The 14,141-nt window shown below is 59.4% G+C and carries 12 protein-coding genes; 7 read left to right on the top strand and 5 right to left on the bottom strand.

All coding sequences use genetic code 11. The features are described from left to right. The first annotated feature begins 53 nt into the window (after window positions 1-53). The 7 genes from FHK95_RS13895 (at window position 54) to FHK95_RS13865 (ending at window position 8,068) form a co-directional block, all read left to right on the top strand. Window positions 54-1,400: a DUF1329 domain-containing protein gene (locus tag FHK95_RS13895; RefSeq protein ID WP_150305231.1), complete on the top strand. Its 1,347-nt coding sequence runs from the start codon at window positions 54-56 to the stop codon at window positions 1,398-1,400. A 123-nt stretch (window positions 1,401-1,523) separates the two neighbouring features. Then, on the top strand, window positions 1,524-2,687 hold the full coding sequence (locus tag FHK95_RS13890; RefSeq protein WP_150305230.1) for a WD40/YVTN/BNR-like repeat-containing protein: 1,164 nt from the start codon (window positions 1,524-1,526) through the stop codon (window positions 2,685-2,687). Between the two features lie 146 nt (window positions 2,688-2,833). Next, entirely contained in the window at window positions 2,834-5,119 is a 2,286-nt protein-coding gene (locus FHK95_RS13885) for an efflux RND transporter permease subunit (RefSeq protein ID WP_235906787.1), read from the top strand. Window positions 5,120-5,159: 40 nt separating this feature from the next. Then, window positions 5,160-5,639, top strand: a complete 480-nt coding sequence (locus FHK95_RS13880; RefSeq protein WP_150305228.1) for a VOC family protein — start codon at window positions 5,160-5,162, stop codon at window positions 5,637-5,639. Further along, window positions 5,636-6,739 carry a phosphotransferase gene (locus FHK95_RS13875; protein WP_150305227.1) on the top strand — a complete coding sequence of 368 codons (1,104 nt, stop codon included), beginning with the start codon at window positions 5,636-5,638 and terminating at the stop codon, window positions 6,737-6,739. The genes FHK95_RS13880 and FHK95_RS13875 overlap by 4 nt, the downstream gene beginning before the upstream one ends. Before the next feature lie 51 nt (window positions 6,740-6,790). Continuing rightward, on the top strand, window positions 6,791-7,225 hold the full coding sequence (locus tag FHK95_RS13870) for a nuclear transport factor 2 family protein (protein WP_150305226.1): 435 nt from the start codon (window positions 6,791-6,793) through the stop codon (window positions 7,223-7,225). Between the two features lie 51 nt (window positions 7,226-7,276). Further along, window positions 7,277-8,068: a tyrosine-protein phosphatase gene (locus tag FHK95_RS13865; protein ID WP_150305225.1), complete on the top strand. Its 792-nt coding sequence runs from the start codon at window positions 7,277-7,279 to the stop codon at window positions 8,066-8,068. A gap of 40 nt (window positions 8,069-8,108) precedes the next feature. On the opposite strand, the gene FHK95_RS13860 is transcribed toward FHK95_RS13865, so the two are convergent. The 5 genes from FHK95_RS13860 to FHK95_RS13840 form a co-directional block, all read right to left on the bottom strand. Further along, complete coding sequence (locus FHK95_RS13860) at window positions 8,109-8,558, bottom strand: DUF3237 domain-containing protein (RefSeq protein WP_178114795.1); 450 nt, start codon at window positions 8,556-8,558, stop codon at window positions 8,109-8,111. 22 nt (window positions 8,559-8,580) lie between these two features. After that, window positions 8,581-9,759 (bottom strand): acetyl-CoA C-acetyltransferase, encoded by a 1,179-nt coding sequence (locus FHK95_RS13855; RefSeq protein ID WP_150305223.1) that lies wholly within the window; start codon window positions 9,757-9,759, stop codon window positions 8,581-8,583. A gap of 44 nt (window positions 9,760-9,803) precedes the next feature. Next, a complete protein-coding gene (locus tag FHK95_RS13850; protein ID WP_150305222.1) occupies window positions 9,804-10,586 on the bottom strand; it encodes an SDR family NAD(P)-dependent oxidoreductase in 783 nt (260 codons plus the stop codon). 41 nt (window positions 10,587-10,627) lie between these two features. After that, the gene (fadB, locus tag FHK95_RS13845; protein ID WP_150305221.1) at window positions 10,628-12,778 is read right to left on the bottom strand and encodes a fatty acid oxidation complex subunit alpha FadB; all 2,151 of its coding nucleotides are present in this window, start codon (window positions 12,776-12,778) and stop codon (window positions 10,628-10,630) included. Window positions 12,779-12,884: 106 nt separating this feature from the next. Continuing rightward, on the bottom strand, window positions 12,885-14,141 hold the full coding sequence (locus FHK95_RS13840) for an acetyl-CoA hydrolase/transferase family protein (RefSeq protein WP_150305220.1): 1,257 nt from the start codon (window positions 14,139-14,141) through the stop codon (window positions 12,885-12,887).

Below are 14,141 nucleotides of genomic sequence, written 5' to 3'. Positions count from 1 at the left end.
GTTGCCGCACAGGCAGTCAATGAATTTATCAAATAATAAATCCCGAGGGAACTATGAAACTCGTAAACAATAAATCGCTATTGTGTCAATTGTCACTGGTCATCGGTCTTGCCAGCGGGGGAGCGGTTCTTGCTGATGACTTCTCGCGTCTAGGAACGGATCTGACTCCCTGGGGGGCACCCAAGGCCGGCAATGCTGAGGGCACTATCCCTGCCTGGGATGGGGGCATAACTACTCCGCCAGCAGGTTTTGATCCGAAGAATGGCTATATATCGCCGTTCCCTGAGGAGCAGCCGTTATATACCATCACCGCGGCCAATTACGAGGCGTACGAATCGCAACTGACCGAGGGTCAGATAGCATTGCTGAAGCGCTATTCGGATTACAAAATGAATGTATATCCCAGCCACCGCACACATGCATTGCCGCAGAGCCAGTATGACGCGATTACGCAGGAGGGGCCGGGTGTAAGGCTGACTGAAGATGGTAACGGCTTTACCGGCACAACGAAGTCGACGGTTCCTTTCCCGTTCCCCAGTGTCGGAGTTGAGGTCTATCATAATCTGCTGGTTCGCTATAGAGGGGGAAGCTATAGCCGCCGTATTGCCAGTTTCCCGGTTCAGTCCGGTGGAAGATTTACTGCATCTATTTGGCAGGAGGATAATCTATTCGGCGTTCATATGGATAACCCGCCTGAAAACTTGATGTATACCGCATTATACAACTATATGGCGCCTTCCAGTATTGCTGGTGGCCTGACGCTAGTCCGTGAGCCTATCGACAAGAGTGCCGGAGTCCGCGGGGCATGGGTATATAATCCGGGAACCCGGCGTGTCCTGCGTGCGCCGGAAGTTGGGAATGACACTCCTGCTACAGGAACCGACGGCCTGCTCACCCAAGACAGTTTCGATGGTCTCAATGGCTCGCCTGAGCGCTTCGACTGGAAGCTGGTGGGCAAGCGGGAAATGATCATTCCCTACAACAACTTCAAGATGACTGACAAAAGCCTGAAATATACCGATATTGTCGGCAAGCAAACGGTCAATCAGGATCTGGTGCGCTATGAACTGCATCGTGTCTATGTGCTTGAGGGTACGCTGAAATCCGGTGCCCGCCATATCTACAGCAAGCGGATAGCCCTGGTGGATGAGGATAGCTTCCAGGCTGCGCATGTGGACAGCTATGACGGACGTGGCGAACTGTGGCGCACCCAGGAAATATTCACTTCATATTTCTACGATTGCCCCTGTACATGGCTTGCTGGCGATGTGTCCTACGATCTTCAAGCCGGGCGCTACTTTCTATCTGGTTTGACCAATGAGGAACCGCCCGTCGTTTTCGGTCAGAGTTACCGTCCTGGATTCTTCGAGCCTGCCAGCCTGAGACGGATGGGGCGTTGATTGGCAATCCCATCGATGGGCCAGGTCGCTGCTCGGGAGTGATATTGAATTGCAGCAACTCGGGAGGAGGGAGCATAAGCTTCTCTCCTCCCATACACCGAACCTCGAATTAAGGTAGTGCCAGTGTCTTTTTTCTTATTGAAGCGAACAGTAAGTGTCCGCCTAGTTGCAGTCCTGCTGGCTATCATTTCCAGCGGTCTTTCTGCGACGGAGCAGAGTTTTATCGACCCGCTACATCTGCCAGCACGGCATTCGGATAGAGCTGCCTCGAAGCTCTTGCTTGATGCCGCAGTGCTGAACAGCAATCGCCTAGTGGCGGTAGGAGAACACGGTACTATCGTTTTCTCCGATGATAAGGGTAGCTACTGGCAGCAGGCCAGTGTACCGGTCTCGGTCAATCTGACAGCGGTTTTCTTTGTCGATGACAAGTCAGGCTGGGCGGTTGGTCATGATGGCGTGATTCTTGGCACAAGGGACGGGGGGCAGACTTGGGACAAGCTGTTCGACGGTGATGCAGCCAACGAACAGATAATTTCTGTGGCAGAGCGCCGCCTAGGGGCAATACGAAAGCACAGTGAGGATAAGGCTGATTCGGATCCAACACTGAATGTCGAACTTGAACTGGCTGAGGATGCTCTGGCGGATGCCGAGGCTGGCGCGGCATTTGGCCCTGCACGCCCACTATTCAGTCTGTGGTTCGAGAATACCAGGCAAGGCTTTGCCGCAGGCTCCTTTGGCCAATTGTTCCGGACCGGTGATGGGGGCGTCAACTGGCACTATATCGGGGACCGACTGGATAACCCGGAGGGCTTTCACTACAACGCCATTACCCATGCTCCTTCCGGAAAACTGCTAATCGCTGGCGAAGGTGGGGTACTCCACTCCTCGGTCGATAGCGGTAGCACGTGGCGGCGGCATGAAACCGGCTATAACGGTCAATTATATGGTGTGCTGGCGTTTAATGATGAAGGGGGCAATGAGACTCTCCTGGCCTATGGTTTTGGCGGACGCATCTTCTTTTCGCGAAATGCAGGTTCTGATTGGAGTGAGCTCGATCGCGAGGTTAGAGCGAATATCGTGAGCGGCTTTCTGACCTTAAATGGCTCACCACGTTTGGTTAATTCTGCGGGACAGATTCTGGGGCTTAACGACGCTGGCAGACGCTTCGTGCCGCTGGCAAGTTTGCAGAGGAGGGGGGTGACTTCCGCCACCCGTTTATCCGACAGCTCGCTGGTGTTGACAGGTATGAATGGGGTCCACATCGTTACCGGGAATGAAGCGAAATGACTGATCCGAAAACAAAAAGAAGCGCAATAGTACCACCGAAGGTAACGCCGTTATCGGAGGCCCAAGAGGGGAGGCACGGCATTGTTGGCTATACCGAGCACTTGCTGTTTAGCCACAGGGTCTGGGTGTTGGCGGTTTTTCTGCTGATGTCGATATTGCTTGGTTGGCACGCCTCGAAGATAGAGCTGGAGGCGAGCTTTCAGAAAATGATCCCCACCAGTCACCCTTATATCGAGAACTACCTCGCCTACGAGGAGGACTTGCGGAAAACGGGTAATGTGTTGCGAATAATTGTCGAAAATACCGGAGGTGATATTTATGACAGAGACTTCCTGCTCACATTGAAGAAAGTCAATGACGCGGTGTTTTACATCCCCGGGGTTGACCGTGGCAACATGAAATCCCTCTGGACACCCAATGTGTTCTGGCGCGAGGTGACTGAGGATGGCATCGTCGGTGGTTTGGTGGTGCCGGACGATTTCGATGGCGCAACCGAGACTATTGAGCAGGTGAGACGCAATGTGGCGCGTTCGGGCACTATCGGCAGTTTAGTGGCCAACGATCATCGCTCTACCGTGATCCTGGCGCCCTTGTTCGAGCTGGACCCCCAAACCGGCGACCAGCTCGACTACGGCCTCCTTTCCGAGCGCCTGGAGCAGTTGGTGCGCGATAAATATGCTGGTGAGGATGTCCGTATCCATATTACTGGCTTCGCCAAGATCATGGGCGATCTGATTGAAGGTGTACGTAACATGGCAATTTTTTTTGCCATCACCTTCGTATTGACAATCGGGTTGCTGTATCTGTATTCGCGTTGCTGGCGGAGTACCGCGTCAGTAATCTTCTGCTGCAGCCTCGCGGTATTATGGCAGTTGGGAATAGTGCGGCTTATGGGGTACGCACTGGATCCTTATTCCACACTGGTGCCTTTCCTGACATTTGCTATCGGCGTCAGCCACGCGATTCAGAATATCAATACGATGGTGGCGGAGCGTCTGCGGGGGCTTTCCAAGATCGACGCCTCGAAGGCGACCTTTCGGCTTCTGTTCGTGCCCGGCTCGGTCGCTTTGCTGTGCAATGTAGTGGGTTTTTCCACCCTACTGGTAATCGATATTGGTGTCATCCGTGAGCTCGCGATCAGCGCCTGTGTCGGCGTGTTGGTCATCATCTTCACCAAGATATTTTTGTTACCGGTAATCATGTCCTATACCGGCATATCGGGGCGAGGGTTGAGACACCGGGCGTTCAAGGTCAGCGAGAAGGACAAGTCCATGGTGCGGCGCATGACCGGTGCCTTCTTGTCCCGGCTCACCGAGAGGCGCTGGGCGCTGGGGGTAGTGTTAACCGGCCTGGCGATTCTCGCCGCCTCATTGTACATGGCAAGGGACCTGCGCATCGGCGATCTCGATCCCGGCGCACCGGAGCTGCGGGCGGACTCGCGCTACAACAGGGATGTCGCATTTCTGACCGAAAACTACGCGAACAGCGCCGATGTATTCGTCGTTATGGTCAAGACTCAGCCAGATACCTGCAGTAGCTATCCGGTCACCTCGGCGGTGGACCGCTTCCAGGCGGTCATGGCGGACGTCGAAGGGGTGGTGGGGATGCAGTCGCTGGCGGCGGATATGAAAGCCCTGATTTCCGGCACCCAGGGTGGCAGTCTGAAATGGTACGGACTGTCGCGGGACGAGTACACCGCCAGCGGTGCGACGAGAATGATGCAGCAGGATTACTACAACCACGATTGCTCGATGCTATCGGTTCTGCTGTTTCTCGCGGATCATAAGGCGGACACCTTGTCGCGGGTGGTGGCCGCCACGGAAGAGTTCGCCGCGCAGAACAACAACGAACATGCCGAGTTCCTGTTGGCCGCCGGCAATGCCGGTATCGAGGCAGTGACCAATATCGTGGTCAAGCGGGCGGAGCGCCTGATGCTGTTCCTGGTGTACGGGGTTGTCGCACTGCTGGTGCTGTGGGAGTTCAGGTCATGGAAAGTGACCACGGCGCTGATTCTGCCGCTGATCATCACCTCGATACTGTGCGAGGCGATCATGGCCAGGCTTGGGCTGGGCGTGAAGGTGTCGACGCTACCGGTAATCGTATTGGGCGTTGGTATCGGGGTTGACTATGGCATCTATCTTTACAATCGCCTGGAGAACTATCTTAAAACAGGAATGAGCCTCAAGAATGCCTATGGCGAAACGCTCAAGACCACGGGCGCGGCAATCGCCGTGACGGCGGTGACTCTGGCGCTGGGCGTGGCGACATGGCTGTTCTCCGACATCAAGTTCCAGGCCGATATGGGCTTGCTGCTGGCCATCATGTTCCTGTGGAACATGGTGGGAGCCATTCTGATCATTCCCGCGGTACTCAGCCTGTTGCTGCCGAAGGCAGTGCGTGAAGGGTCGCCAGCGCAGCGCGCTGACGGTTAAACGGCATCGTATGCGGTCGACCCGCGGAGGAGAATACGCAATGGACTTTCATCATATGTGCCTGGTGGTCAGCGACATGGAGCGGGCGCTCAGGCTTTACCGGGATACCCTGGGGTTCTCGGTCTACATCGATACCGTCATTCCCGACAAGGATGAGGCCCTGTTTGCCCAGGCCACGCTGGACGACATCTTTCACGTCAGTGGCGCTCGATCGCGCATGGTCATGCTGGCCTCCGCCACGGGGGCCAAGCTTGAACTGCAGCAGCCGGAGAATCCCCGTGTGCAGCGGACGCCGCGGGAGTATCTCGGCTACGGTCATACCGGCATTACCGAACTGGCCCTGCGCGTGAGTGGTATCGATGAATGGTTCCAGACCATTCGTGCCGCAGGTTACGAGACCCAGACCGAGTATGTATGGGCCGTGGGTGGTGGCCGACTGCGGTCATTTCTGTTCCATGATGATGATGGCAATCTGGTGCAGATGGTTGAGGAATTCTCTAGTCAGCAGGAGGACGTATGATGTCCCAAAAAAGCAATGAAATGGACCTTTTGGCGCGCCAATCCGAAGATTTGACACCGGTATGGGCAACACGCGTTCTGCGTGGCGCCACCGGGGATGACCAGTTGGTCGTTACTGATGTTGGCGTTGCAGTAATCGGTACCGGCCAGATGGGAAGAGTGCTGCGGCTCACACCGACTTATCTTTCGAACAGGTCCACTAATATCCCTGCTTCGATCATCGTCAAGATCGCTTCTCCGTTCGAGACCAGTCGCGCAACAGGTCGGGACAGCGGCATTTACGAGGCCGAGGTGGTGTTCTACCGCGATCTTGCTTCGGGGCTGTCGGTATCGGTCCCTCGCTGTCATGCATCTGTATACGAGAACGAAACCGGTCACTTCACTTTAGTGTTCGATGATCTTTCCGAGACCACAAAGGTCGGTGACGTGCTTGCCGGGGGCACTCTTGAGCAGGCACGACTGGCACTCAAGGAACTGGCCCGTATGCAGGCATCGTGCTGGAACGCTCCGGCGCTCAAGGCCAACCCCATGTTTGCCGATACCAGCCGGCTCGAGGCGCTGTTCAATGGCTACGTCACCGCCGCACCACCATTCATTGCGGACTTGGGTGAGGAAATGACTGCGGCAAAGATTGCTCTTATCGAGAGGGCCATGCCCGCAGCACCTCGGTGGCTGGCCGAGACTCCCGGGCCGTTCGTTGTCCAGCATGGAGATTATCGGCTCGACAACATGCTCTTTGGCATTTCCGCAGAGGCTCCCCCGCTTACGATCGTCGATTGGCAAACGGTGCGGCTGGGCGCTCCTCTGGTTGACGCAGCCTACTATCTCAGCGGCTGCTTGACGGTGGAAGAGCGGCGGGCAAACGAAAATGCGTTGCTCCGCGAGTACCACGATACTCTTCGGGAGTTCGGTATACGCGACTATGGCTGGGATCGGCTTTGGCAGGACTATCGCCGCGCCAGTCTCTATGGCTTGTTCATGGGGGTCGGAGCTTACTCGCTGGTTACCAAGAGTGAGCGTGGTAAAGCGATTATAGGACGTTCGGTCAGTAAGCGCGCCGACCATGTCCTTGACCTGGACGGCGCCGAGTTCCTGTCTTGACGCAACAACTGCTCCGGCTGTCGGTCGGAGTGTTCTAGGAGGTTTCCAGTTATGAACAATGAAGAGCGTTTGTCCGGGACTACCGCCGTTGAGGGCGCCACATCAGGTGTTGCGAGAGCGCCATTGGACGTGGTACACGCCTATACCTTCGAATTCTGGAACCGGCAGAACTTCGATATCGCCGATGAAATTATCGCCGATGAAATGACCCGCCACGTCGTCGGCGCTCGGCCAACGGTCTTGACCCGGGAGCAGGCAAAGGAAAGGGCGCGTGGACTTGCCAAGGAATATGCTCATTGGGCGTTCCGACTCATCCATGCCATAGCCGACGGAGAGAAGGTCTGCACCGTTTACGAGTCGGTCGGCACCAAGCTGGACGGATCGCTTTCCCGGCTGAGCAGCATCGAAGTCTTTCACGTTGTCGAAGGACGAATCGTTGCGGTGTGGAACAATGCTGTCCAGAAGGGGCTTTGGGACGAACTCTGAGTGCAGTGTCTGAGCAGTCGAACTGCTTGAAAGGAACGGGGTGCTTTGCTTATGGCAGTGGAACTCGAAAGCGTACCAAACTTCCGCGACCTGGGCGGCTTGCAGACTGTTGATGGCAAAGCGATCCAGTTCGGCCGTCTATTCAGGTCCCAGGCGCTTTCGAACCTGTCGGCGGGGGACCTTGGCAAGGTAACGGCTTTGAACTTCGGACTCGTGTGCGATCTCCGTAGTCCGGGCGAGCGATTGGAGAGTCCGAATATCTGCTTCGATCAGACTCGAACCGAAATACTCGTCCCCGTGTTCGATGAGCGGCTAGGCGCTGTGCGGGCGGTCGACTGGCGACGGCATTTGCAGGACCCCTCCTTTGATCGGGAGCGTGCGACACAGGTGATGATCAACGCTTATCGGGCCATGCCCGGAGCCTTGGCCAAGGTCCTCGCGGGCGTATTCGAGCATTGCGAGACCTGCGATGATCGCCCCCTTCTGATTCACTGTGCCGCTGGCAAGGATCGGACGGGATTCGTTGTTGCCATGCTTCTCTGGGTATTGGGCGTGCCCTACAAGACGATCCTTGAAAACTATCTCGCTGGTGGTGAGAGATATTTCGCCACTGGCCGCGCTCGATCAGTGCTCGACCAGGTGTTTCCCGAGGGAGTGCCCGCACGTGCCGAGGAAGCGGCCCTGTCGGTCTTTCGCGTGGAGCCCGCTTATCTGCAAGCCGCATTGGCGTGGATCGCAGAGGAGCATGTTTCCGTTGATCGTTACCTGCGCAACGCAGCGGGTCTCACTCAGACCCGCCGGGAGCGACTCATGCACCGGCTTCTGCAAGGGCCTGAAGAATAGCTGACCCGTAACATCCGTCATCGCGCACTCTGCCGACGCGTCAGGTAACCCGATAGATTTCCCAGCAGACGGCGTATCCGGGGAGGATGCGACCACGCCCGACGAATACCGATTGGGTGAGCCAGATATAGCGTGGATCGTCGGTTTCGAAGCGCGGTGTACTGCGCAAATAGATATCCTCGAAGGCCGTCTCGCCGCCATTGCGGATTGCGGCCTGGTACTGCTCGTTGTATTCGAGAATACCCAGGTACTGGGCATAGATCACGCAGCCATCGTGGCTGCGCAAGTGCGCCCGCACGTCGATCCGGCCCCAGCCATCGGGGCCGTCGAGTACCCAGTCATGTGCGCCTTCCAGTACCTCGCCGTTGAGCCTGGGGCCGCTGACCGTGCCAGCCCCGCAGCGAGCGACCCTGCGCTTGCCGAAGGGCCCCCCCACATGCTGCATGTCGACTACCGAAGCGTTATAACTGAAGACATATTCGAGCTTCATGGCAGATTCGTCCTTATGGCAGTCAGCAGCGCTCGATGATGGTGACATTGGCCATGCCGCCGCCTTCGCACATCGTCTGCAGGCCATAGCGCTTGCCGCGCTGCTCGAGGGCGTTGATCAGCGTTGTCATCAGCTTGGTGCCGGAGGCGCCGAGGGGGTGGCCCAGGGCAATGGCGCCGCCGTTCACGTTCAGCCGCTGGGGGTCGGCGCCGGTCGCCTGCAACCATGCCAGTGGCACCGGTGCGAAGGCTTCGTTGACTTCGTAAAGGTCGATATCGTCGATCTTCAAGCCGGCCTTGCGCAGCGCCGCCTCGGTGGCCGCCAGCGGCACGTCGAGCATTACCCAGGGGTCGCCGCCCAGCACGCTCATATGGTGCACTCGGGCCAGGGGAGTCAGACCCAGGGTCTTGAGGGCGCGTTCGCTGACCACCATGACGCCGCTGGCGCCATCGCAGATCTGGCTGGCGGTAGCGGCGGAAATGCTGCCGCCTTCGTTCAGCAGCTTGACCGCCTGGATGCTTTCCAGCGTTGTCTCGAAACGGATGCCTTCGTCCACCGTATGCAGTTCGCCGGGGCGGGTGCCGTCGGCGAGGCGCACTTCGACGGGGAGGATCTCCTTGGCGAAGCGCCCCGCTTGGGTCGCTTCAATCGCCCGCTGGGTGGTGGCGAAGGCGAAGCGTTCCAGGTCCTCGCGGGAGAAGCCGTGCCGTTGGGCGATGATCTCCGCACCGATGAACTGGCTGAAATCACCAGCGGGATAGCGCCGGCGGATTTCCGGGCTCATGTATTCGCCGAGGCCATTTTGCTGGGCGAGTTTTTGTGGAACGAACATCGGCACGCGGCTCATGGACTCCACCCCCGCCGCGATCACCACGTCCATGCTGCCGGACATGACCGCCTGGGCGGCAAAGTGCAGGGCCTGCTGCGATGAGCCGCACTGCCGGTCCAGGGTGGTGGCCGGCACGGATTCCGGCAAGCGCGAGGCGAGCACCGCATTGCGGCCGATATTGTTGGACTGTTCGCCGGCCTGCTGCACGCAGCCCATGATGACATCCTCGACCGTGGCCGGGTCGATCCCGCTACGGTCGAGCAGGGCATCGAGCACCTGCGCCGCCAATTCGACCGGGTGCCATCCGGACAGGCGTCCTCCGCGGCGGCCGCCGGCGGTGCGTACCGCGGCAACGATATAAGCTTCAGCCATGTGTGTTTCTCCTGTGGGTGGAAAGAAGGGGAGCGAGGGCCGGCTCAGCGAGGCGGCATGCGAATCGCGCCGTCGAGGCGCACCGATTCGCCGTTGAAATAGGTGGTGGTGATCATGGTTTCGGCGAGCGCGGCGAATTCGTCGGGCTGGCCAAAACGTTTCGGGAAGGGTACCGATGCTGCCAGTGCCTCCTTCACATTGTCCGGAACGTTCTGCATCAGCGGCGTGTCGAAAATCCCCGGCATGATGGTATTGATGCGAATGCCATCATTCATCAGGTCGCGGGCAACAGGCAAGGTCAGGCCGACGATGGCTGCCTTTGAGGCCGCATAGGCGGCCTGACCCATCTGGCCATCCCGGGCGGCTACGGAGGAGGTATTGATGATCACGCCCCGTTCGCCATCCTCGCGGGGTTCCAGGTTGAGCATGCCGGCTGAGGATCTGGCAATGCAGCGAAACGCGCCGATGAGATTGACCTGGATTACCCGTTCGAAGATATCCAGCGGGAAATGCCGGCCTTCGCCGCTGGCCTTGTCTCGGCTGGCGGTTTTCGCCGCGCCGCCGATACCGGCGCAGTTGACCAGGATGCGCTCCTGTCCGTGGATGGCGCGGGCTTTGGCGAAGGCGTCGGCCACCTGCTGGTCCTCGGTGACATTGACCTGGCAGAACAGGCCGTCGATTTCCTTGGCCAGGGCTTCGCCAAGCGACTCGTTGAGATCGAACAAAGTGACCTTGACGCCTCGGGCGGCGAGCCGGCGTGCTACTGCGGCTCCCAGACCGGAGGCGCCGCCGGTTACGATGGCCGATATGCTGGAATCAAGTTTCATTGCAGGGTTCCTTTCTGATATTTGCCGTTCTGCCCAGGCAGTCAGGCGCCATGGAATGTTTGTCGGGAAGCGGCCAGCGCCCGCATGGACCCGGTGGGCGCATAGTGCTGGCCAAGCGGCATGTAGCGTTCGCAGCGATGGAGCAGATTGTCCAGGCCCAGCCAGTCCGCATACTTCAAGGGGCCGCCGAGGTAGGCGGGAAAGCCCAGACCGAGGATCATGGCCATGTCCAGCTCGGCGGCGCTTGCCACCACCCCTTCTTCCAGGGCATGGGCGGCCTCGACGATCATCGGCAGCATCATGCGCTCGATGATCTCGCTGTCCGCGAAGGAGCGCTGGCCATCGGGTTGTATGGTCGATAGCAGGGCATAGGTCTCAGCCGTTGCGGACTTGCGCGTCTTGCCGGTCGCGTCGGCCTCATACCGGTAAAAACCGCTACCGCTTTTCTGGCCATAGCGTTGGTGTTCCACCAGCAGACGCACGGCATCATGCTCGGGCAGGGCCATGCGCTGCGGATAACCGGCGCTGATGACCTGCCAGACGTGGGCGCCGGTGTCCATGCCGATCACGTCCTGCAGATGAGCTGGCCCCATGGGCCAGCCGAAGTCCTCCATCACCCGGTCGATCTGGGCGAAATCGGCTCCTTCGGCAAGCAGTTGCAGGAAGGCGATGACATAGGGAGTCAGGATACGGTTGACCAGGAAGCCGGGGCAGTCCTTGACCACGATCGGCGTCTTGCCCAGCGCCAGGGCGTAGGCGACCGCCGTGGACACCGTTTGCTCATGGGTTCGGCTGCCCCGGATGATTTCGACCAGGGCCATGGCCGGCACCGGATTGAAGAAATGCATGCCGACAAGATTCCCCGGACGTGCCAGGGAGTCGGCGATGTCATCGATCAGCAGGCTCGAGGTATTGCTGGCGATGACGGTGTCGTCGGATAGCCGGGTTTCCAGCGCGGCCAGCACCTGGCGCTTGATTTCCAGGCGTTCGACGATGGCCTCGACCACTATGTCCAGGGTATCGAAACCCGCCTCGTCCTGCTGCGGGATGAGTGAATCACGCACGCTTTGCGCCCGGCGGGCGTCGATCCGGCCACTGCTGATCTGGCGTGACAGTTGCTTGTCGGCCTCGGCCATACCGAGATCGAGCTGGGCCGGGGCCAGGTCTTTCAGTCGGGTCGGGATACCATGCAGGGCGCTGGTGAAGGCAATGCCGCTGCCCATGATGCCGGCTCCCAGCACCGCTGCCCGCTGTACCGGGCGTCCGTCGCGGCTGTGCTGGCGGAACAGCTTCTTCAGCGCCTGGTCATTATGAAAGGTCTGGATCAGCGCGTCCGCGGCCTGGGTTTTCGCCACCAGCGCGAAGCTCTCGGCTTCCAGCACCAGCGCGACTTCGCGGCTTTGGGTCGCCGCCTGGGTCATCAGATCAATCGCGACCAGCGCCGCCGGCTGGTGTTTCAGGCTACGTGCGCTGACCTCTTCGCGGTGGGCCCGGAATACTGTCTGCTGACGGGCGGCTTCATCGGCCGGCAGGTGCCGCTTGCGAGCCTGGCGCTGACGCCAGTCGATCCCGCCGTCGCAGGCCTGGCGCAGCAGGTCGAGGGCCGTTGCTCGCAGCTCTTCGGTGGCGCAGACCGCATCGACCAGGTGCAGGGATTCCGCCTCGGATGCGGTCAGCGACTTGCCGCCGGTGATCAGTCGCAGCGCCACCTCGGCACCGGCCACGCGGGGTGTTCGTAGCGTTCCGCCGAGGCCGGGGATCAACCCCAGGGTGACTTCCGGCAGGCCGATTCTGGCCCCGTTCGCCATCACTCGAAGCGCCGCCGCCAGTGTGAGTTCCATGCCGCCGCCAAGGGCAATGCCGTTGATCGCCACCACGCTGGGAACAGGGAGATCCTCCAGGCCGATGACGCCATGATTGAGCCTCAGGTTGCGTGACGCGAGGTCGGCCTCCGACAGGCGAAACGCCGCGGCGAATTCATTGATATCGGCGCCGACCACGAACGTCTGCTTGGCGCTGGTGACCAGAACGCCGCTGACAGTAGCCGCAGCGGCGATCAATTCGACTGCCTCGGCCAACTCCTTCAGTGTATGTTCGTCGAGTTTGTTGATGGAACTGTCGCGGCGATCAAAGCAAAGCTCGATAAAGCCATCTTCGATCCGCTGCACGGTGATGCTCTTTCCCTGAAACACAAGCGATCCTCCTGCTTGGGGCAAATGCCGGAGCAAAGCTCCAGTGCTGGGGTGGACAACAGTCTAGGTTGGCCGCCCGCCGTTCGGCACCGTCGAAAACGACGATTCACAGATCTCGTGCAATGTTTTCCCAGGCTGTCTGAAGGGATGGACGAAATTCCGGCGCGGCGACACCGATTAGTGCCTGGGCGCGTTCATGTACGCTGGCGCCGCGCAGGTCGGCGATGCCGAACTCGGTGACGACCTGGTCGACGTCTATACGCGACAGGGATGAAATAGACGAGCTATTCAGGCAAGGCACAATGCGCGAAACGCTGCCGCGTTTGTAGGTGGCGTTGAGCGCGATAATGCTGCGCCCTTCCGGGGCAAGCCGAGCCGCCCGGGCGAAGTCTGGGGCGCCGCCGGCGCCGCTGACCGCCCGGCCTTCGGCGTGTTCCAGATTGCATTGGCCGAACAGGTCGACTTCAAGGGCCGAGTTGACGGCGGTGAAGCGCTTCAGACTTGCCAGAGTGCTGGCGTCGTGGGTCACTTCGCAGCCGAGCACCCGCAGCGGCTCGAATTCGCTGGACCAGGAGTAGAGGTCTCGACTGCCGGCGACGACGCAGCCAGTGTGGGCAAAATCCAGATCCAGGGCTCCAGCCTCGGCGAGATCGCGCAGGCCGTCGGAGAGCATGCCGGAAAACAGCCGAAGGCCACGATGATTGCGCAAAGCATTGGCCAATGCCGTAGGCACCTTGCCCAATCCCATCTGCAGGGTGCTGCCGTCGGCTATGAGGCTTGCGATATGGAGGGCGATGGCAAGCGTCGGCTCATCGATATCGGTGCGGTATTCGGGCAGCGGCGAGTCGATTTCGCAGAGATGATCGAAACGTTCGTAAGGTAGACTGACGGCACCGGGGATACGTGGCAGCGACGGATTGATCAACGCCAGCAGGCGCTGACTCTTGCCCACTGCCAGCGGTAGGAACTCCACTGATGGTCCGAGTGAACAATAACCCTTTTCATCTGGCGGAGTGACCTGGAGCACTGTCAGATCGAAATCCATCGTGTCCAGCAGATGGCGCACGAAGCCGCCATAGCTCATGGGCAGCAGGCGATAGCGCCCCTGACGCTGGGCATTGCCCAGCGACGGTTGCATGAACAGTCCACTGACGATGGCGCTGGGGTGGAGACGCTCCACCTCCAAGGGGGTATCGATGCCGGGTGCTATGCTGGTCAGTATACGCAGGTCGCGGCTGCGCTCCGGCCGGCTCTGAAGATCGGCGAGGAACGTCAGCGGCACCGCGATGCCGCCGGGTATATACACGGATTGGCCGGGCGTGAGAAGGTCGGCTAGGCGATCAGCGGGAAGATGACGACTCAT

This window comes from Pseudomonas saliphila, assembly GCF_008638345.1.
GTDB classification, from domain to species: domain Bacteria; phylum Pseudomonadota; class Gammaproteobacteria; order Pseudomonadales; family Pseudomonadaceae; genus Halopseudomonas; species Halopseudomonas saliphila.
The sequence above is the reverse complement of the archived record's forward strand: the minus strand, read 5'-3'. Positions and strand labels throughout refer to the sequence as shown.